Raw genomic sequence first — 17,889 nt, 5'->3', positions numbered from 1 at the left:
CCCGGCGTGAACGGGAAGGACGTCATGGAGGGTTTCTTCGCCGCGCTGGTGATCAGCTTCGGTGTCATCTTCGTCGCCGAGCTGGGGGACAAGAGCCAGCTGATGGCGCTGACCTTCGCCACCCGGTTCCGGACGATGCCGGTGCTGATCGGCATCACCATCGCCACGGCGGTGGTGCACCTGGCATCGGTCGCCATCGGCACAGGGCTCGGCGCTGTGCTGCCCACCGACTGGATCTCCCTGGTGGCCGGCCTGGCGTTCCTCGGCTTCGGCGCGTGGACGCTGCGCGGGGACAAGCTCACCGACGAGGAGAAGCGCAAGGCCGAGAAGACCAACAAGACCGCGATCGTCGCGGTGTCGGTGGCGTTCTTCCTGGCCGAGCTGGGTGACAAGACGATGCTCGCCACGATCACCCTGGCCACCCAGTACGGCTGGTTCGGCACCTGGCTCGGCTCCACCGTCGGCATGGTGGCCGCGGACGCGCTGGCCATCCTGGTCGGCCGGCTGCTCGGCCGCCGGCTGCCGGAGAAGGCCATCAAGTACGGCGCCGCGGTGCTCTTCGCCATCTCCGGCCTCTGGTTGATCCTGGAGGCGGTGAGCGAGCTGACCTGAACGCCGCCGACTACCCGCCTCGTTGGCGGGTAACGGCTCCGGGTGGAACCGGCGGAACTGCTGCGCCACGGCGATGCGGTGCTGGTCGCCGTGGTGGAGGTCGCCGGTGCCGTAGTGATCTTCGTCGGTGCGGTCTGGGCGGCGGTGCGGTTCGTGGTCGAGGGGCTGCGACACCGCACCGCCGCTGTCTTCACCCCGATCCGGCTCACCCTGGGCCGGTTCCTGACCCTTGGCCTGGAGTTCCAGCTGGCGGCCGACGTGCTGCGGACCGCGGTGTCCCCGTCGTTCGACCAGATCGGCCAGCTGGCCGCGATCGCCACGATCCGGACGGCGCTGAACTACTTCCTGGGCCGGGAGATCCGTCAGGAGCAGCGTCAGGTGGCCGAGGCTGAGCAACGGACATGATCGGCGTTCTGGTCACGGCAGTCACCGCGCTGGCCCTCGTCGCCGGTGTGGTCACCGTGCTGAGCACCGGGGCCGGCCGGACCGCCATCCGGGTGCTGTTGGACCTGCTGACCGCGGCCGGCGTGCTCCGGCTCGCGGGCGGGCCGGGCTGGACCGACCTGGCCGGCGCGGCGGCGATCATCGCGCTGCGCCAGCTGCTCTGGGCGGCGCTGGGCGCCGCGCCACCGTGGTCGCGTCGACAATCCGGACCGCCCCTCGCCGGGGACGATCACCACCTACCGTTGGCGGTACGAGGCGAAACCGGTGCACGCGGGAGGACGACCACATGAGCAGGCACGACGAACCGAACGAGTACGGCTTCGCCGGCGGTGCCACCGCTCCCGAGCCGCAGCCCGGCGGCAAGCCCGACGAGCAGGATCAGGCCGAGGAGGTGGCGGTGCCCGGCGACGACCTCACCGAACCGGCGGCCGAGGCGCTGTCCGAGGAGACCGAGGAGCGCCGGCCCGTCGAACGCGGCCGCTGACTGGCCGGCGGGGCCGGGTCCCGGTCAGCCGTCGCCCTTCCGCTGGTAGACGTCGGGCACGCCGTCGCCGTCGGCGTCCAGCCGCTCGCGCTCCGCCACTCGGCGGTACGCGGCGTTGCGGCGGGCCAGCACCGTGGCGGCCAGTCCGGCGGAGATCACCGAACCGGCCAGCACGGCGGCCTTGACCCGGTCGTCGGCCGTGCTGCCGACGCCGAACGCCAGGTCGCCGATGAGGAGCGACACGGTGAACCCGACGCCGGCCAGCAGGGCGATCCCGAGCAGATCGGACCAGGTGATGTCCTCGTCCAGTTCAGCGCGGGTGAACCGGGCCAGCAGGTAGGTCGACCCGAAGATGCCGATGCTCTTGCCGAGCACCAGGCCGGCGACGATGGCGATCACCACCGGGTCGGTCACCAGGGCGCCCAGGTCGGTGCCGCGCAGGGTGACCCCGGCGGCGAACAGGGCGAAGATCGGCACCGCGAAGCCGGCCGACACGGGTCGCCAGCGGTGCTCCAGGTGCGCGGCGAGTCCACCGGTATCCCCGTTGGCCGGCGGGCGGCCGTCGGTCTGGGCGGCACCCGCCCGACGACGGGTGGCCAGCACCGGCACCGTGAAGCCGAGCAGGACGCCGGCCACCGTGGCGTGCACGCCGGAGGCGTGCACCAGGGCCCAGGCGGCGACCGCGAGTGGGATCAGCGCCCACCACCAACTACGCCCGCGCTGTACCAGCAGCGCGAAGAGTCCGATCGGCGCCAGCGCGGCCACCAGCGGTACGGGGTGGAAGTCGGCGGTGTAGAAGACCGCGATGATGGTGATCGCGAACAGGTCGTCGACCACAGCGAGGGTGAGAAGGAAGGCACGCAGGCCCTGGGGCAGGTGTGAGCTGACCACCGCGAGCACGGCCAGCGCGAAGGCGATGTCGGTGGCGGTCGGGATCGCCCAGCCGCGCAGACCTTCCCCGCCCGCCGTCAGGACGACCGCTACGTAGATCAGCGCGGGCACCAGCATCCCGCCGAGGGCGGCCACCACCGGCAGCGCGGCACGCCGCGGGTCACGCAGTTCACCGGCGACGAACTCCCGCTTGAGCTCCAGACCCACCACGAAGAAGAAGATGGCCAGCAGCCCGTCCGCGGCCCAGGTGGCCAGGTCCAGGTCGAGATGCCAGCGCGCGCCGTCGGGCCAGGGCTGCCACTGGCCGAGCCGGGTGTACGAGTCGGCCCAGGGGGAGTTCGCCCAGGTCAGCGCCAGTACGGCGCCGAGTAGCAACAGGGCGCCACCGACGGTCTCGGTGCGCAGCACGTCGGCCAGGTGCCGGGCCTCGGGCCACGACGATCGCGAGAAGAGTCGGGCCGCCGGCCGCGACCGGTTGGGGGGCGGGGTGCGGTCGGTCATCTGTGGGGCTCACCTCGGGCTGTCGGGACGGCAGGAATCCACTCGCCGACCAGACTTCCCGGCACACCGTTGCCGACCCTATCCGTGCTCGCCGGTCACGGCGAACGCAGGGCGATGGAACGCCGCCCGATCGGCCGCCGACTTTTCCCCGATGTCACCGCTGCCGATTGGACGTTTGTCGGGTTGGTCATTCGGGCGCACTTGTCGCCGCCGAAAACACATAACTCCGGACATAAGCCGTATGAGCCGGTTTAATGGTTTCACGAGTTTGCAGACGACCTTGGGGGTTTTCGTGAAGTTCTTTGGCGTAACCGGACCGGCACGGAGGCGCACCTGATGGACCTGCTCCGCCAATTGCGTCACGTGCGTCGGCACTGGTGGGTCGCGCTGCTCACGGTCATGGTGGCCCTGGGCGTGTCGGCGTTCCTGACCGTACGGGCCCAACCCCGGTACGTCGCCTCGGTGACCTTCTTCGTCACCACCCCCAACCAGGGCGTCACCGACGCCTACCAGGGTGGGCTCTTCCTTCAGCAGCGCGTCAAGTCGTACGCCGACCTGCTCAGCAGCGACCGCCTGGCGCAGAGCGTGGTGGCGGAGAACCCGGTCGGGCTCACCGCGGACGAGGTGCAGCGCAGGGTCAGCACCTCCACCGAGGCCGGCACCGTACTGCTGCGCGCGTCGGTCACCGACACCGACCAGACCCGCGCGTTGCGGGTGACGGAGACCCTCGCCAACAAGTTCGTCGAGCTCGTCCAGAGGGTCGAGACACCGCCCGAGGGCAAGGCACCGATCAAGATCGAGGTGGTCAGCGGCCCCCGGGTCAGCGCCAGCCCCGTCTCGCCGCAGCCGGTGCAGAACCTCACTCTCGGCGGCCTGATCGGCCTGGTGCTCGGCGTCGGACTGGCGATCCTGCGGGGTGTGGCCGACGTCCGGCTGCGCGACGCCGCCGGTCTGCAGAGGGCCACCGGCAGCCCGCTGCTCGGTGAGATCCCGTTCGAGAGCAACGCCCGCTCCGCACCACTGATCATCGGCGACGCCGCAACCTCGGCGCGCGCCGAGGCCGTCCGCAAGCTGCGCACCAACCTGCGCTTCGTGGACGTGCACGAGCCGGCCCGGGTCATCGCCGTGACCAGCGCGTTGCAGGGCGAGGGCAAGACCACGCTCTCCTGCAACCTGGCCATCGCGCTGGCCGAGGCGGGCTGGCGGGTGCTGCTGGTCGACGCGGACCTGCGTCGTCCCAAGGTCGACGAGTATCTGGGCATGGACGCCGGGGTCGGTCTCACCGACGTGCTGGTCGGCGACGTCCAGGTGGGCGACGTTGTGCAGCGCTGGGGGGACAAGTCGCTGCTGGTGCTGCCGAGCGGCTCTGCCCCGCCGAACCCGAGCGAACTGCTCGGCTCCAAGGCGATGGCGGACCTGCTGTTGGCGCTGCGCGAGTCGGCGGACATCGTGATCATCGACACCGCGCCGCTGCTCGCGGTGACCGACGGTGTGGTGGTGGCCGTGCAGGCCGACGGTGCCCTCCTGGTCACCCAGCAGGGCCGCACCTCGCGGACCCAGGTGGCCGCAGCGGCCCGCTCGCTGCACTCGGTCTCGGTCCGGCTGCTCGGCTGTGTGCTGAACATGGCCAAGGTGGCCAAGGCTGAGGCGTACCAGTACGAGGCCTACCGGGTCGTCGCCTCCACGGCGACGCCGTCGGTGCCGACCGACCGGGCCACGTCCGCCCGGCACGCCGAGAACACCGGGGTCAACGGCGTCACCGACCGCACCCAGGAACTCACCCGGTTGCCCCGATGAGCGCGGCGAGGGGTCGCAGCGAACGTTCGATCTCCTCGGCGCAGCGTCGGAAGTCGGCGGCGGTGCCGCCGATCGGGTCCCGTAGGTCGTCCGCGTCCGGGGCGGCGGGTTGCAGCCGCCCCCGGGCGTGGGCGGCGGCGGCGATCGCGGCCCGCAGCGGGTCGTCGGCCGGCTCGGTGGGCGGCTCGGCCGCCGCGGCCAGCCGGCCGAACTGCCGCAGGGTGAACGTCCGGTGCAGCGCGGCCGGCGCCAGCGCGGTGCAGACCGAGCGCTGGCGCCGGGTCGCGGTCAGCACCAGCGTCGCGTCGGCCAGGTACTCGGGGCGCAGCCCCCGGGTGCGGAAATCCGCCGGATCCGCGCCGCTCTCGGCCGCGACCTCCATGGCGTACGGGTGCATGGCCAACCCGTCCATCGCGTCGGTGCCGGCGCTGGCCACGATGACCGGCCGATCGGCGAGCAGCCGGCGGGCCAGGTACTCGGCCATCGGCGATCGGCACAGGTTGGCGTGGCAGACGAACAGCACGCGGTCGGCCATCGGTACCCCTCTCGTCGGTGCGGACGCGGACGGCCACACCGCGAGGGCGGTGCGTCGACGCCGGTGGCCGCGCAGGGAGGGGTTGTCGGCATCGTACGCGGGCCGGATGCCCGCCGGTCGTGGTGCCGCGCCGACGGACGCCGATCCGCAGCGGATGGCGGTGGCCCGGTGAAGATCGGCATCCTGTCGTACCACTTTCCGCCCGAGCCGGCGTTCATCCCCGGCAGCCTCGCCGAGGAGTTGGCCGCACGCGGGCACGAGGTTCGGGTGCTCACCGGATTCCCGGACTACCCCGGCGGCCACGTCTATCCCGGCTGGCGGCAGCGCTGGCACCACCAGACGCACAGTGAGCGGCTGACTGTCCGGCGGGTGCCGCGGTACTCCGGCCGCCCCGGGGCCGCCGGCGTCCGGATGGCCAGCTACCTGTCCTTCGCCGGCAGCGCGACGCTGGCTGCCCGCCGGTACCTGGGCGACGTGGACGCGCTCTACGTCTTCCAACTGCCGGCCACCACGTTCGCCGCCGCCGGCGTGCTCCGGCTGCTCCGGCGGGTGCCAGCGGTGCTGCACGTGCAGGATGTCTGGGCGCGCGACGGCGCTGACGAGGCGGGCGACGGGCGCTGGGCGGCGCGGATGAGTACCGCGATGACCCGGATCTACCGGTCCGCCGCACGGGTTGCCGTCGCCGCGCCGTCGATGCGGGACCTGGTGGTCGCCGCTGGCGCTGACCCGGCCCGCGTCCGGCTGGTGCTGAACTGGACCGACGAGCGGATCTTCCACCCGGCGACGCCGGGCGCGGCGGCCCGCCAGTTGGTTCGCCGCGACGGTCGGTGCGTGGTGATGCACGCCGGCACCATCGGTGCCCGGCAGGGGCTGGACACGGCGGTACGGGCCGCCGCGGCGCTGGACCGGACGATGGAACTGGTCCTGGTCGGCTCGGGCGCGGACGAGCGGCGGGTGCGGGGGCTCGCCGCCGAGTTGGGCGCGGAGAACGTCCGCTTCATGGAGCGACGGTCCCCGGTCGACATGCCCGAGCTGTACGCCGCCGCCGACTACCAGTTGGTCATGCTGCGCGACCTGCCGGAGCTGCGCGGCATGGTGCCCGGCAAGTTGCAGGCCGCGCTCTCCTGCGCCGCACCGGTGGTGGCCTCGGCCGGCGGGGACACCGCCGAGCTGGTCGAGCGGGCCCGGGCCGGGCTGTCCTGCCCGCCGGAGGACTGGGCCGCGTTGGCCGACCGGTTCTGGTTGGCCGCCACCATCCCCCCGCCGGCGCGTGCCGAGATGGGGCGCCGGGGTCGGGAGGCGTACCTGCGGGAGATGTCGTTGCCGGCCGGGGTGGACCGGATCGAGCGGCTGCTGCACGAGGCAGCGGGTCGGGTCCCTGAGCCCGTCGCCGATCCGCGAGGCAACCTCGCGTAACGGACGATAAACGCCATAACGGTACGAGCTTCGCCGACGCATGCTAAGAACGTCAGGGGATATCGGACCTTCTGTCCGGTTCTGGCGAACGGGAGTGTCGTGTGACGGAGGAGAGCGAACGACCGCGCCGGCGACAAAGCCGGTCACGGCGCCGCCGGCGAGCCCGACTGCGCCGCGCCCTCCTTGGCGCCCTGGTGGTCGGCTCGCTGCTGCTGGCGACCGGCGGGTGGATCGGCTTCCGCGGCTGGCAGGCGCGGGCCCACCTGCTCAACGCCGCCGGCCTGGCCCGGGAGTTGAGCGCCCAGGTGGTCGGCGGGGACACCGACCGCGCCCTGCGGACCCTCGCCGCCCTCCAGGAGCAGTCCGGCGCGGCCCGGGCCGCAACCGCTGACCCGGGCTGGCGACTGGCTCGGCGTACCCCGATCGCCGGCGATGACGTCGACGCCGTCCGGCGGATCGCCGTGGCCATCGACGAGCTGGCCCGACAGGCGTTCCCGACGCTGCTGCGGACGGACCTGACCAGCCTGGTGCCCACCGGGGGTCGGCTGGACCTGGCCCGGCTCACCGCGGTCTCCGGCGAGCTGTCCCGGGTGGACGACGCGGTGCAGCGCACCCGCGGCGACCTGGCCGCGGTGCCCGCCGACCGGCTGGTCAACCAGATCCGGCAGGCGCTGACCGACCTGCGTGGCGAGATCGACCGACTGGCCAGTCTCACCTTGGCCGCCGACCAGGGCGCCCGGCTGCTGCCGCCGCTGCTCGGCGCGAACGGCCCGCGACGGTACCTGCTGGTCTCGCAGAACCCGGCCGAGCTCCGCGCCACCGGCGGCATGTTCGGGGCGTACGCGATGATCGAGGCCGACAAGGGCCAGGTCCGGATGGGCAAGCAGGGCAGCAGCGCTTCCCTGGGCCAGTTCAACCCGCCCCTGAAGCTGCCCGCCGAGACCCGGGCCCTCTGGACCGACCTGCCGGGCATCTATCCCGCCGACGTCAATCTGACCCCGCACTTCCCGACTGCCGCCACGCTCTACCGGGAGATGTTCCGCCGCAAGACCGGCACCACGGTCGACGGTGTGCTCGCCGTCGACCCGGTGGTGCTGTCCTACCTGCTCAAGGCGACCGGCCCGGTGCTGGTGCCCGGTGGCGTCCCGCTGGCCAGCGAGAAGGTCGTGCAGACCCTGCTCAACGAGACCTACCAGCGATTGGACGTCCGGCAGCAGGACGCGTTCTTCGCGGCGTCCTCCGCCGCGGTGTTTGATGCGTTCTTTAAGAAGAATGTCAACCCAAAGGTGTTGTTGTCCGCATTCGACCGTGCTATCACGGAACGCCGGATATTGTTCTGGAGTGCCCGACCGGAGGAACAACGGACAATCGGCGACAGCCGGATGGCCGGGACGCTTCCGGAACAGGACACCGTGCCGACGGTCGGCGTGTTCCTCAACGACGGCAGCGGCGCGAAGCTCGGCTACTACCTGCGGCCGACGGCGAATCTGACGGTGGGCGAATGCCAGCCCGACGGCCGCCGCGAGCTCCGGCTGCGGGTGACTCTGCGCTCGACGGCGCCGAAGTCCGGACTCAGTGAGTCGGTCCTCGGCCTCGGCATGGCGGGGGATCCGTACACCATGCGCACGCTGGTGTCGATCTTCAGCCCAGCGGGCGGGAGTGTGCTCGACGCTCGGCTCGACGGCACGGAGATCGCAATGGGCAGCGGCACCGAACGGCGCCGCCAGGTCGCCACGGCCAACGTCGAAGCGAGCCCCGGCGCCGAACGAACGTTGGAGGTCACCCTGTTGACCGCCAAGACCGGCGTCGGACAGGCCGAGTTGTGGCTGACCCCCACCGCCAGCCCGTGGACCACCCAAGTTCATTCCGCATCAAGCTGTGACCAGTAGGAGGGAACCAATCATGCGGCTATCCCGCATCATCATGGCGCTCACGGTCGGCTTGGCCGTGGTGGCCGTGCCGACCGCGGCGGGGGCGGCGCAGCCGCAGCCGCAGCCGACGACGACGGACACGCCTCAGCCGCCGCCGTACGTGCCCGCGCCCCCATCGCTGACCGTCAACCGGCCGACGATCTTCCTGGGCCAGACGGTCGTGCTGACCGGCACCGGCTTCGGTCGGCACGAGACCGTCGACATCGTCGTGTCGGTCACGCCGCTGGCCGCCCCGGCAGCTGGCCAGGCGCCGGCCCGCCGCAGTGACGGCAGCACCGTGGCCATGGCTCCGGTGGCGTACCAGGCGAGCGCGCCGCTGAGCTTCACGGCGTACACCAATGGCCAGGGCCGGTTCACCAAGAGCTACAAGCCGTCGGTGACGGGTCTGCTGACCTTCACCGCCACCGGCCGGGAGTCCGACCGGTCCGCCAACACCGAGCTGCGGGTGCTGCACAAGAAGCAGCCGCTGCCCGTCACGGGTGACAGCATCGGCACGCCCATGAAGCTCGGCGGTGGCCTTGTCGGCGCCGGCGCGGTCATGCTGCTGCTGACGCTGGCCTGGCGTCGTCGCCAGCGCTTCGGCGGGGCCGCGCACTGATCGGCACCGTGACCGGGCAGTGCCCGGATCTCACCTCAGGCTGGCGCCCGTCGGAGCACTCCGACGGGCGCCAGCCCTTCTGCGCCCTGGTGTTCGTGCGCGCGGCGCTCGTTCGACGGCCCCGGTTGTCGACCCTGGCCCGGACCGCGCCGTTGGGCTGATCGACTCGGTGTCGGCGACGTTGCGGTGTGATGGCGTCGGGATGCCCCAATGTCGGGGATCCCGGGTCGATCACCGCCAGCGCCCGGTCTGACGCCGTGACGCCCGGGTGGTATGTCCGGTATAGGGATCCGTGGCCTGTGACCGGCCGCACCCGTGCGGTGGAATGGGTGCCGGCCCGGGGTCGTTACATACCCTGACGATCGCAGCACCACGGCCCGCCGCCCCGACCCAACGGGTTGGAATGCCAGGCCAAGCCCGGTCGTTACAGATCCCCGAACGACCGCACCAGCACCCCCTCGACAGGGTGCCGACGGGCCAACCCGGAATGACCCCGGCCCGGCGGTCGTTACACACAGACCCGGCGCCACGAGCCCCCCGCCCGTGGGCCGCCGAAAGACTTGTTGTTGATAGCGCCGGACGAGGTGCTCGCACCCGCATGCCGACCCCCATCGGCTGGGTGTCTACCCCCGTGAAGGAGCTACCCCCATGAACACGATCATGCGTAAGAGCGTGCTGTCCGTTGCTGGTCTGGCCTTCGCCGGTGGCATCTTCGCCGGCCCGATCGCCCACGTCGCCAACCCCGTCGACGGCAAGCCCGTCGCCGTTGCGATGCAGGCCGACAAGCCCGATGCGAGCAAGCTGATCCCGCACGGTGTGCAGGGCGAGCAGTCGCGCATCGATTTGAACGACGAGCAGACCGCCAATGCCAAGGCGATCATCGCGGCGACGAAGAAGGCTGGTCTGCCGGAGCGCGCCGCGGTCATCTCGATCGCGACGAGCCTGCAGGAGTCGAAGCTGGAGAACCTCGGCCACCTCGGCGACATGAACGACCACGACTCGCTGGGCCTGTTCCAGCAGCGGCCGAGCTCGGGTTGGGGTACGCCGGAGCAGATCACCGATCCTGAGTACTCGACCACCGCGTTCCTCAAGGGCCTGAAGCAGGTCGACGGGTGGCAGGACATGCCGCTGACCGACGCCGCGCAGACCGTGCAGGTGTCGGCCTACCCGGACGCCTACGCCCAGTGGGAGCAGCAGGCCGCCGACTTCGTCGGCGAGCACTGGAACAGCTGACCCACCGCACAACCCCGTGACATCGACGCTGGCCGGTACCCCGAATCTGGGGTGCCGGCCAGCGGCATGTTCACGCCCCGACGTGTCGTCGCTGGCGGCGTACCCCTGGGGTTGTCAGTTCCTGGTGTGGTTGCGAGTGCGCAGGATGTCGATCAGCGCGGCGATCAGCGCGAGCCCGATGATCCCGGCGGCCAGCGTGAGTGACTGTTCGAAGGCCATGGTCCAGTTGCCTCGGCTGTCGGCCAGCTCGGAGAAGAACATCGAGCCGACGGCGGCGATGCCGGCCGCGGCGCCGATCCGCTGACCGGTCTGGAGCATGCCGGCGCCGCTGCCCGCCTGGTGTACCGGCACCTGGGCGAGGGTGAGCGTCTGGTTGGGGGCGATCACCAGCCCGCTGCCGAGGCCGGCGACGAGCAGCGGGCCGGCGGTGACCCACGGCGCTGGGGCGTCCGGCGCGAGGCGCAGCGCGACGACCGTTCCCGCCAACCCGATCACCACGGCGAGCAGCCCGATGGCGACCAGTGGCCGGCCGAAACGGTTGACGATCCGTCCGCCCAGCACGGAGGCCGCGGCTGAGCCCAGGGCGAACGGCGTGATGGCCAGGCCGGCGACGAGCGCGCTGTAGCCGAGGCCGTTCTGCAGGAACAGGGTGAAGATGAAGAAGATCGCGGTGAAGCCACCGAAGTAGACCAGCGCGATGAGTGACCCCAGGGTGTACGACTGGAAGTTGAACAGCCGCAGGTCGAACAGCGGCTCGCGGTGCCGCGCGTACCACCGCTCCCAGAGCCCGAAGGCGACCAGCACCGCGAGACCGGCCGGAATGAGTGCCCACTTCCACGGGGTCCGCCACTGCTGCTCCTGGACCAGCGGCAGCAGGATGAGCACCACGCCCACGCCGAGCAGCAGCACGCCGATCGGGTCGAGCCGGCGCCGGTCTGGTTGCCCTTCGGGGCGGCCGGGCAGCAGCCGCCAGCCGAGGATCGCCGCCACGATGCCGACCGGCACGTTGACGAAGAAGACCCACCGCCACCCGTGTTCCTCGCCGCCGATGGCGATGAGCAGTCCGCCGATCAGCGGGCCGACGGCGGTGGAGATACCGATCGTGGCGCCGAGCAACCCGAACGGGCGGGCCCGTTCCGGCCCCCGGAACAGCTGCTGGATCAGCCCGATCACCTGGGGGTTCACCACGCCGGCGGCGGCGCCCTGGAGCAGTCGGGCGAGGACCAGCCAGGTCGGGGAGGTGGCCAGGCCGGCGAGTGCGCTGGTGACGGTGAACAGGACGATGCCGAAGACGAATGCGTTGCGCCGGCCACGGGCGTCACCGAAGCGGCCGGCCGGCACCAGCGCCAGCCCGAAGGTGAGCGCGTACCCCGACAGGACCCACTGCAGGTCGCTCGGGGAGGCGTGCAGCGCGCGGTCGATGGACGGCACCGCGACGTTGACGATGCTCACGTCGAGCAGCGTCATGAATGCGGCGACCAGCCCGACGCCGACGGCCTGCCAGCGTCGCCGGTTCTCCGCCGCGTCGAGGGGCTGCGGCGTCTGGGCCGCACTCATCGGGCTCCCCGTTGACCGTCGATCATGCATTGCTGACCGCTACCCGGGTCGGCGGGGGACGAATCGTCGCGGGTGGTTCCTCGGGTCACGCCATCTGGCGGGCGCAGAACCGTGGACCGAAGTCGAGGCCCGCCATCGGCGAATCCTCGCGGTGCAGCAGGCCCTTCTCGGTGAGCAGATGCAGCGTGGTCTGCAGTTGTTCAGCGGTCAGCCCGGACTCCTCGGCGATCAGGTCCGGGTACGGTACCTGCCCGCGCGCCTCGAGGGCGGTGACCGCCTGGTAAACCCGTTGCTCGATCTCCGACAGTTGCACCTGCGGCATGATCTCCTCCTTCGCTCGTCCGCCTCTGCGCAGACGGTTGCGCCGCGTCGGATACCCCCTGCGTGACCGAAGATGCCCACCCGATCGGGCGGTCGGCGCGGTCCGCGAACGGTGCCGTGGCGGGGTCGGCGGGCGGGGGTGCCATAGGCTGCATCCGTGATCGTCTGGGATCTCGTCGTCGTCGGCGCCGGCCCCGCCGGGCTCTCCGCGGCACACACCGCTGCCCGCGCCGGCGTCCGCACCCTGGTTGTCGAGCGGGCCGCGCACCCGCGGTACAAGACCTGCGGCGGTGGCCTGATCGGCACCTCGCTGGCAGCCGTGCGGGACCGGATCGAGGTGCCCGCGCACGACCGGGTGGACCGGGTGACGTTCACCCGCGACGGCCGCCGGGAGTTCACCCGCCGCAACGACAGCCCGGTGGTGACGATGGTGCGCCGCGAGGAGTTCGACGACCGGCTCCGCGCGGCGGCGGTCGCCGCAGGCGCGCAGATGCGTGAGCGGGTCGCGGTCCGCGCCATCGAACAGGACCCTGAGGGGGTACGCCTGCGGCTGGCCGACGGTACGACGCTCGCTGCCCGCGCGGTGATCGGCGCGGACGGCTCCTCGGGCGTGACCGCTCGGCACGTGGGGGTCCAGTACCAGCAGGTGGACCTGGGGTTGGAACTGGAGGTGCCGGTGCCGCCCGCCGAGCAGGAGCGCTGGCGGGGGCGACTGCTGCTGGACTGGGGTGCGATGCCGGGCTCCTACGCGTGGGTCTTTCCCAAGGGCGACCGGTTGACCGTCGGCGTGATCGCTGGCCGGGGCGCGGGGGAGGGGACCCGCGACTACCTGCGGCGGTTCGTCGACCGGTTGGGCCTGACCGACCTGCCGGCGGAGCACGACTCCGGTCACCTGACCCGCTGCCGCAGCGAGGGTTCGCCGTTGCGGCACGGCCGGGTGCTGGTCGTGGGGGACGCGGCCGGGCTGCTGGAGCCGTGGAGCCGGGAGGGCATCAGCTACGCGCTGCGCTCCGGCGAGCTGGCCGGCGCGGCGGTCGCTGACGGCGACCTGGCCGGGTACGAGCAGGCGGTGGCCGAGCGCCTGGTGCCGTCGATGCGGGCGGGGTACCGGCTGCTCGACCTGTTCACCCGCCGCCCGGAGATGTTCCACGCCCTGTTGGCGACCCCGCCGGGGTGGCGGATGTTCGTCCAGTTCTGTCAGGGCCGGGCGAGCTTCGACGAGATGCTGGGACGTCGGCCGATCCGGGCGGCGCTCGCGGTGCTGGATCGGCTGCCCGGCCCTCGCCGGCCGCGCACTCCGGCCAGCCCGTGACCTGACGACGCTGACCTGCCGACCCGCGCCGACCCGCCGAAAGGCCAGCCCGCTGTGGCCATTAATCCAGGATCCTAGGATGCCCTACGCGGTGTGACCACCCGTACCCGAATGGCGCACAGATCGCGCCGACCGGACTGCTGGTGGAAAGCGCTCCGAACGCTGGACAATGACGGGGGAGCAGAGGGGGTGCTGATGGCCGAGCAGCCGTTCACCGATGACGAGTACGCGTTCCTGCGCCACGTACGGTTCGGGGAGCTCCCGCCGGCCGTCCGCCCCGACGAGCGGGTGGAGCTGACCGAGAGCGATTCGCGCAGTGACCAGCCCGACCCGTTCGACGACATGGTCCACTGGAACCTGCGCCACGCTGGCTGAGAACGCGAAACGGGCCGCGAGTGTCACCACCCGCGGCCCGCTGCAATCAGTACCGGTACTCCTCGATCAGAAGACCGGCACGCCCTCGCGTACCAGCCGCCAGTTGGGCTGGAAGAAGTCGGCCGGGTCGATCGTCCCCCTGGCCTGCGCCCAGTCGATGAGCAGCTGGCGGATCTCCTGCTGCGCGTTGTAGACCTGGGTCTTCACGATGCCGGGGAAGTTGCCGCCGCCGCTGCGCCGGTAGTTGTTCACCGCCACCACGAACTGCGCGTTGTCCGCGACCGGGGTGTCGGTGCCGGGCAGCACCAGTCGGGTGATCCGCTGGCCCACCGGCTTGGAGATGTCGATGTCGTAGTCCAGGCCGGAGATCACGTCGTAGTTGTAGTCCGGCACCGTCGAGTCGCTGATCTGCTCCAGGTCGACCGGTGCACCCGGCGCGAGGGTGCGGAAGTACTTCGCCGAATACTCCAGGTACGCGCGCACCTCGGCGCCGCTGAGCACGACCGCCTCAAGGGTGTTGTCGAAGACGTACAACCCGGCGACGTCGCGGATCTTCACGTCACCGGCAGGGAAGACCGCCGTGCGGCTGAACGGCGAGGCCTGTGACAGCACCGGGAGGCTGGCGTACGGCGTGCCCGCCAGCGCGGTGGTGACCGTCTCGGCCTGAACGTGGTTGATGAAGTCCAGGATCGGGGTGTCCTTGTACCGCGACTCCACCGTGGACATCCCGACCGTGGCCTGTGCCACGACCTGGTTGACGTACGCCACCGTCTTCTGGTGCTGGCCCCGCACGGCGGCGAGCACCTTCGGGTCCTCCACCACCGTGTTGGTGTTCAACATGGTGGCGGCCTTCTTGGTGATCGTCCACCGGCCGCGCTCACGCGCGAGGGTGAAGTCCATCCGCGTGAGCCGCTGGCCCCACTTCGACGGCTCGGAGAGCAGCACCTGCGCGCCGGTCCGCTCGTTGGTGACGAACTTCTCCACGACCTCGTTGTGGGCGTGACCGAAGAGGATCGCGTCGATCCCCGGCACCTGCTGGGCGATCAGCGCGGTGGGGTTCTCGTTGGGCAGCTCCGGGCCATAGCTGGAGGTGCCGCTGTCGCCGCCATGCGCGGAGATCAGCACGATGTCCGCGCCCCGGGCCCGCATGATCGGTACGTACTTCGCCGCAGTGGCGATCATGTCGTCGAACCGCAGCCTGCCCTCGACGTTGCCCTTGTCCCAGATGGCGCTGCCGGGGTTGGTCAGCCCCAGGATGCCGACCCGGAGCGTCGGCGCGGCGAAACCGAGCGAGACCTTCTTGATGACGTACGGCAGGAAGGCCGGCTTGCCGGTCTTCGCGTTGACCGCGTTGGCGGCCAGCGCCGGGAAGCCGAGCTGGCGGATCCACAGGTCCAGCAGCGGCAGGCCGTAGTTGAACTCGTGGTTGCCCAGGGTCACCGCGTCGTAGTCGATGATGTTCATCGCCCGGGCCATCGGGTGCTTCTCCCCGGTGGTCGTGATCGGCTCCTGCTTGGCGTAGTACGTGGCGAGCGGCGTGCCCTGGATGGTGTCGCCGGCGTCCAGCACCAGCGTCGCCTTGCCGCGCCGCTCCCGGCGGATCTGATTGATGAGGGTGGCCAGCTTCGCCACGCCGATGTCGTTCTGCCGGCTGTCGTCGTACTCGGCGTCGCGGTAGTAGTCCCAGTTGTAGACGTTGCCGTGGGTGTCCGACGTGCCCAGGAGGGTGAGGTCCCAGGTACGTGACCGGGCCGGGCTGGCCGCCTGCGCAGGCGCGGCGGCGATCAGCGGGGCGGTCGCCGCCGCGGCCGCGGCGGCGAGCACTTGGCGACGCGACGGGCCGGAGGGAGAGGTCATGACATGCCTTTCCATGGGGGTGGACGCGCCTCGTGGGCGCCTCGCGCACCATAACCAGCAGCCGTCACTCCCGCCACGCCAGCCCCGCCGGTTTCCACCCGTCTCGGCAGCCATCGTGGGTAGGCGGGCCGAATCCAGGCCACGGTCGACCCGGTCAGCGTGGCCAGGCGGCGAGGCGCTGCCGGACTTGGGCGACGTCGGTGGGGCCCAGGCCGTAGCGCCCGAAACGCGCGTCGGGCAGCCGGTCCAGGTAACGCCCCGCGGCCCGCACGTCCGCCGGATCCAACGCGGGGTCGACCTGCCGGGCCAACTCCAGCAGCTCGGTCACGTCGTAGTGCTCCAGGGCCGCCGCCACGTCGATGAAGTCACGAACCTCCCGCCGGTTGACCAGCGCCGCGATCTTGTTGGCCACCAGGTCGCGGACGTCCATCACCGGGCCGAGGTCCATCACCACCGGGCTCTGCTGCCGGTCGAGCCGGGCCAGGCTGAGCCGGATCTGCCGCCCGTCCCGGCTCACCACGAAGTCCTTCATGTCCCGGTCGTACCCGTCGAACAGTTCGCCCAGATCACTGTCCGGGTCGGCGTCAGTGACGATGAACCCGGCTAGCTCCAGCGCCACGCGTACCCCCGCAGAGGCCGCCGCCGCGGCGCCTTCCACGTCGGCGAACAGGTCCACGTCCTCGGTGGGACGGGCGACCAGGCCGTGCGCGGCCCAGGCCACGCCGCCGCCCAGCACGAATCGGTACGGCCCGGCCGCGGCCAGCGCCACCCGGGCAACCTCCCGGTAGAACTCATGCAGGTGCGGGGAGATCACGCCGCCCGCAGGCCGCGGTGCCGGCTCTCCCACGCCTGGCGTACGCCCCGGGGCAGGTTGAGCAGCCGCCACACCCGCCGCAGCGTCCGCCCATTGATCAGGACGCGCAGGTCTTCGGCGCGGGTGGTCTCCCGCAGCACGTTCTCGTACATCCAGAGAAGCTGGTCGGGGTCGCCGAGGTCGAAGGTGCGCTCGGCGTTCCACATCAGCCGTACCGGCAGCTCCACCACGCCCCGGGTGGGGCCGTGCAGCTCAGCGAGCGTCCGCGCCACCACGGCAGGGCGACCCGGGCGGGCCAGGAAGGCCACGCCGGTCGCGGTGGGGGAGACGGCCTGCATGGTGTCAGGGTAACGCCCGCTGATGCTGGTGTCGCTCACGCCGTTCCCGCCTTCGTCTTTGTTGACGCTGTTGAGTGCGGTATGGCGCGGTTCAGGCGGGCGTCCGGTCGTTGGCCCGCCGTGCCGTACCGTGGTGGGCCGGGGTCCCGTCCGTGTCTGTCCCGGTCGCTGGCCGGCCGCGGTCCCAGCGCGAGCCGTCGTCTCGCGGTGGTCGCTGTTGTTGGCGTGATACCTCTGAGGCATAAATATGCCTGTGAGGTATCACCGGTGTTGTCGACCCGGGCCGGGTCGCGAGGTTTCGGGGTGATCGACTCGGTGTCGGCGATGTCGCGGTATCCCGACGGGGGATGCCCCCATCTCGGCGATCTGGAGTTGACCACCGCCAAGCACCCGTCTCGGGTGGTGGTTCTCGGGCGTCCTGATGGCCACGATCCCCCTTTGGCGCTCGGTGTCCGCTTACCGGCATCGGGTCCTCGCCGTGTTGCGCTACGTGGGCACCTGACGTGCCCGGCTACGGTGCGGCGGCGTGGGGTGATCGACTCGGTGTCGGCGATGTCGCGGTATCCCGGCGCGACGATGCCCCCATGTCGGTGACCTGGAGTTGACCATGGCCAGCCGGCCTGGTCTGGCGCCGGGGGCGGTGATCGAGCGCGCGTCGAATGTCCGGCTGACGGCGGGACCGATGGCCGAGCGCGTCCGAATGTCCGGCTGACGGCGGGAGCGGTGGCCGAGCGCGTCGAATGTCCGGCTGACGCCGGGAGCGGGGCGGTCCGGGTGTGAATGTCCCGTTATCGGGGTCTCTGGCGTGTGACCGGCTGCACCCGTCGGCCGGAATGGGGGCCGGCCCGGGGTCGTTACATACCCTGACGATCG

At 71.4% G+C, this 17,889-nt stretch carries 18 protein-coding genes; 11 read left to right on the top strand and 7 right to left on the bottom strand.

The features are described 5' to 3' along the window. Positions 1-24 precede the first annotated feature (24 nt). Genes ACFY29_RS00090 through ACFY29_RS00075 form a run of 4 tightly spaced genes read left to right on the top strand, consistent with a single transcriptional unit; the run spans position 25 to position 1,540 of the window. Positions 25-612: a TMEM165/GDT1 family protein gene (locus ACFY29_RS00090; protein ID WP_328426614.1), complete on the top strand. Its 588-nt coding sequence runs from the start codon at positions 25-27 to the stop codon at positions 610-612. A gap of 42 nt (positions 613-654) precedes the next feature. Next, on the top strand, positions 655-1,017 hold the full coding sequence (locus tag ACFY29_RS00085) for a DUF1622 domain-containing protein (protein ID WP_386981856.1): 363 nt from the start codon (positions 655-657) through the stop codon (positions 1,015-1,017). Beyond that, on the top strand, positions 1,014-1,346 hold the full coding sequence (locus ACFY29_RS00080; protein ID WP_386981853.1) for a hypothetical protein: 333 nt from the start codon (positions 1,014-1,016) through the stop codon (positions 1,344-1,346). Before ACFY29_RS00085 ends, ACFY29_RS00080 begins: the two co-directional genes overlap by 4 nt. Beyond that, positions 1,343-1,540 (top strand): hypothetical protein, encoded by a 198-nt coding sequence (locus tag ACFY29_RS00075; protein WP_328416511.1) that lies wholly within the window; start codon positions 1,343-1,345, stop codon positions 1,538-1,540. The genes ACFY29_RS00080 and ACFY29_RS00075 overlap by 4 nt, the downstream gene beginning before the upstream one ends. Positions 1,541-1,564: 24 nt before the next feature. Here ACFY29_RS00075 and nhaA read toward each other — a convergent pair whose 3' ends face one another. Then, positions 1,565-2,932: a Na+/H+ antiporter NhaA gene (gene nhaA / locus ACFY29_RS00070; RefSeq protein ID WP_386981850.1), complete on the bottom strand. Its 1,368-nt coding sequence runs from the start codon at positions 2,930-2,932 to the stop codon at positions 1,565-1,567. A gap of 336 nt (positions 2,933-3,268) precedes the next feature. On the opposite strand from nhaA, the gene ACFY29_RS00065 reads away from it, so the two are divergent. Further along, a complete protein-coding gene (locus ACFY29_RS00065) occupies positions 3,269-4,729 on the top strand; it encodes a polysaccharide biosynthesis tyrosine autokinase (protein ID WP_386981847.1) in 1,461 nt (486 codons plus the stop codon). On the opposite strand, the gene ACFY29_RS00060 is transcribed toward ACFY29_RS00065, so the two are convergent. After that, positions 4,710-5,264 carry a low molecular weight phosphatase family protein gene (locus ACFY29_RS00060; protein WP_386981844.1) on the bottom strand — a complete coding sequence of 185 codons (555 nt, stop codon included), beginning with the start codon at positions 5,262-5,264 and terminating at the stop codon, positions 4,710-4,712. The genes ACFY29_RS00065 and ACFY29_RS00060 overlap by 20 nt on opposite strands. Positions 5,265-5,432: 168 nt before the next feature. Here ACFY29_RS00060 and ACFY29_RS00055 point away from each other — a divergent pair, with 168 nt between their 5' ends. The 4 genes from ACFY29_RS00055 (at position 5,433) to ACFY29_RS00040 (ending at position 10,442) form a co-directional block, all read left to right on the top strand. Further along, positions 5,433-6,680, top strand: coding sequence for a glycosyltransferase family 4 protein (locus tag ACFY29_RS00055; RefSeq protein ID WP_386981841.1), 1,248 nt, complete (start codon positions 5,433-5,435; stop codon positions 6,678-6,680). A gap of 194 nt (positions 6,681-6,874) precedes the next feature. Next, complete coding sequence (locus ACFY29_RS00050) at positions 6,875-8,569, top strand: DUF4012 domain-containing protein (RefSeq protein WP_386981839.1); 1,695 nt, start codon at positions 6,875-6,877, stop codon at positions 8,567-8,569. Between the two features lie 13 nt (positions 8,570-8,582). Beyond that, a complete protein-coding gene (locus tag ACFY29_RS00045; RefSeq protein ID WP_386981836.1) occupies positions 8,583-9,209 on the top strand; it encodes a hypothetical protein in 627 nt (208 codons plus the stop codon). Positions 9,210-9,857: 648 nt separating this feature from the next. Continuing rightward, positions 9,858-10,442: a hypothetical protein gene (locus ACFY29_RS00040; RefSeq protein WP_386981834.1), complete on the top strand. Its 585-nt coding sequence runs from the start codon at positions 9,858-9,860 to the stop codon at positions 10,440-10,442. 114 nt (positions 10,443-10,556) lie between these two features. Here ACFY29_RS00040 and ACFY29_RS00035 read toward each other — a convergent pair whose 3' ends face one another. Both ACFY29_RS00035 and ACFY29_RS00030 read right to left on the bottom strand, forming a co-directional pair. Continuing rightward, the gene (locus tag ACFY29_RS00035; RefSeq protein WP_386981830.1) at positions 10,557-11,999 is read right to left on the bottom strand and encodes an MFS transporter; all 1,443 of its coding nucleotides are present in this window, start codon (positions 11,997-11,999) and stop codon (positions 10,557-10,559) included. A gap of 85 nt (positions 12,000-12,084) precedes the next feature. Further along, positions 12,085-12,321 (bottom strand): hypothetical protein, encoded by a 237-nt coding sequence (locus tag ACFY29_RS00030; protein ID WP_386981827.1) that lies wholly within the window; start codon positions 12,319-12,321, stop codon positions 12,085-12,087. A 156-nt stretch (positions 12,322-12,477) separates the two neighbouring features. On the opposite strand from ACFY29_RS00030, the gene ACFY29_RS00025 reads away from it, so the two are divergent. Continuing rightward, complete coding sequence (locus tag ACFY29_RS00025; RefSeq protein WP_386981823.1) at positions 12,478-13,632, top strand: geranylgeranyl reductase family protein; 1,155 nt, start codon at positions 12,478-12,480, stop codon at positions 13,630-13,632. A 195-nt stretch (positions 13,633-13,827) separates the two neighbouring features. Beyond that, the gene (locus tag ACFY29_RS00020; protein WP_386981820.1) at positions 13,828-14,007 is read left to right on the top strand and encodes a hypothetical protein; all 180 of its coding nucleotides are present in this window, start codon (positions 13,828-13,830) and stop codon (positions 14,005-14,007) included. 66 nt (positions 14,008-14,073) lie between these two features. On the opposite strand, the gene ACFY29_RS00015 is transcribed toward ACFY29_RS00020, so the two are convergent. The 3 genes from ACFY29_RS00015 to ACFY29_RS00005 all read right to left on the bottom strand — a co-directional run bounded on the left by ACFY29_RS00015 (position 14,074) and on the right by ACFY29_RS00005 (position 17,016). Continuing rightward, entirely contained in the window at positions 14,074-15,864 is a 1,791-nt protein-coding gene (locus tag ACFY29_RS00015) for a bifunctional metallophosphatase/5'-nucleotidase (protein WP_386981817.1), read from the bottom strand. A 154-nt stretch (positions 15,865-16,018) separates the two neighbouring features. Next, positions 16,019-16,678, bottom strand: a complete 660-nt coding sequence (locus ACFY29_RS00010) for a nucleotidyl transferase AbiEii/AbiGii toxin family protein (protein WP_386981814.1) — start codon at positions 16,676-16,678, stop codon at positions 16,019-16,021. Next, complete coding sequence (locus tag ACFY29_RS00005) at positions 16,675-17,016, bottom strand: hypothetical protein (RefSeq protein WP_328426616.1); 342 nt, start codon at positions 17,014-17,016, stop codon at positions 16,675-16,677. The genes ACFY29_RS00010 and ACFY29_RS00005 overlap by 4 nt, the downstream gene beginning before the upstream one ends. Positions 17,017-17,889: the final 873 nt, after the last annotated feature.

The organism is Micromonospora sp. NPDC000668 (assembly GCF_042897975.1).
Lineage (GTDB): Bacteria > Actinomycetota > Actinomycetes > Mycobacteriales > Micromonosporaceae > Micromonospora.
Note: the sequence above shows the minus strand (reverse complement) of the source record. Positions and strands in the feature narration are given on the sequence as shown.

Coding starts and splice junctions, on each gene's coding strand:
- ACFY29_RS00090 (WP_328426614.1), top strand. CDS start 25: ATGGAGGGTTTCTTCGCCGCGCTGGTGATCAGCTTCGGTGTCATCTTC.
- ACFY29_RS00080 (WP_386981853.1), top strand. CDS start 1,014: ATGATCGGCGTTCTGGTCACGGCAGTCACCGCGCTGGCCCTCGTCGCC.
- ACFY29_RS00075 (WP_328416511.1), top strand. CDS start 1,343: ATGAGCAGGCACGACGAACCGAACGAGTACGGCTTCGCCGGCGGTGCC.
- nhaA (WP_386981850.1), bottom strand. CDS start 2,932: ATGACCGACCGCACCCCGCCCCCCAACCGGTCGCGGCCGGCGGCCCGA.
- ACFY29_RS00065 (WP_386981847.1), top strand. CDS start 3,269: ATGGACCTGCTCCGCCAATTGCGTCACGTGCGTCGGCACTGGTGGGTC.
- ACFY29_RS00060 (WP_386981844.1), bottom strand. CDS start 5,264: ATGGCCGACCGCGTGCTGTTCGTCTGCCACGCCAACCTGTGCCGATCG.
- ACFY29_RS00045 (WP_386981836.1), top strand. CDS start 8,583: ATGCGGCTATCCCGCATCATCATGGCGCTCACGGTCGGCTTGGCCGTG.
- ACFY29_RS00040 (WP_386981834.1), top strand. CDS start 9,858: ATGAACACGATCATGCGTAAGAGCGTGCTGTCCGTTGCTGGTCTGGCC.
- ACFY29_RS00035 (WP_386981830.1), bottom strand. CDS start 11,999: ATGAGTGCGGCCCAGACGCCGCAGCCCCTCGACGCGGCGGAGAACCGG.
- ACFY29_RS00030 (WP_386981827.1), bottom strand. CDS start 12,321: ATGCCGCAGGTGCAACTGTCGGAGATCGAGCAACGGGTTTACCAGGCG.
- ACFY29_RS00020 (WP_386981820.1), top strand. CDS start 13,828: ATGGCCGAGCAGCCGTTCACCGATGACGAGTACGCGTTCCTGCGCCAC.
- ACFY29_RS00015 (WP_386981817.1), bottom strand. CDS start 15,864: ATGACCTCTCCCTCCGGCCCGTCGCGTCGCCAAGTGCTCGCCGCCGCG.
- ACFY29_RS00005 (WP_328426616.1), bottom strand. CDS start 17,016: ATGCAGGCCGTCTCCCCCACCGCGACCGGCGTGGCCTTCCTGGCCCGC.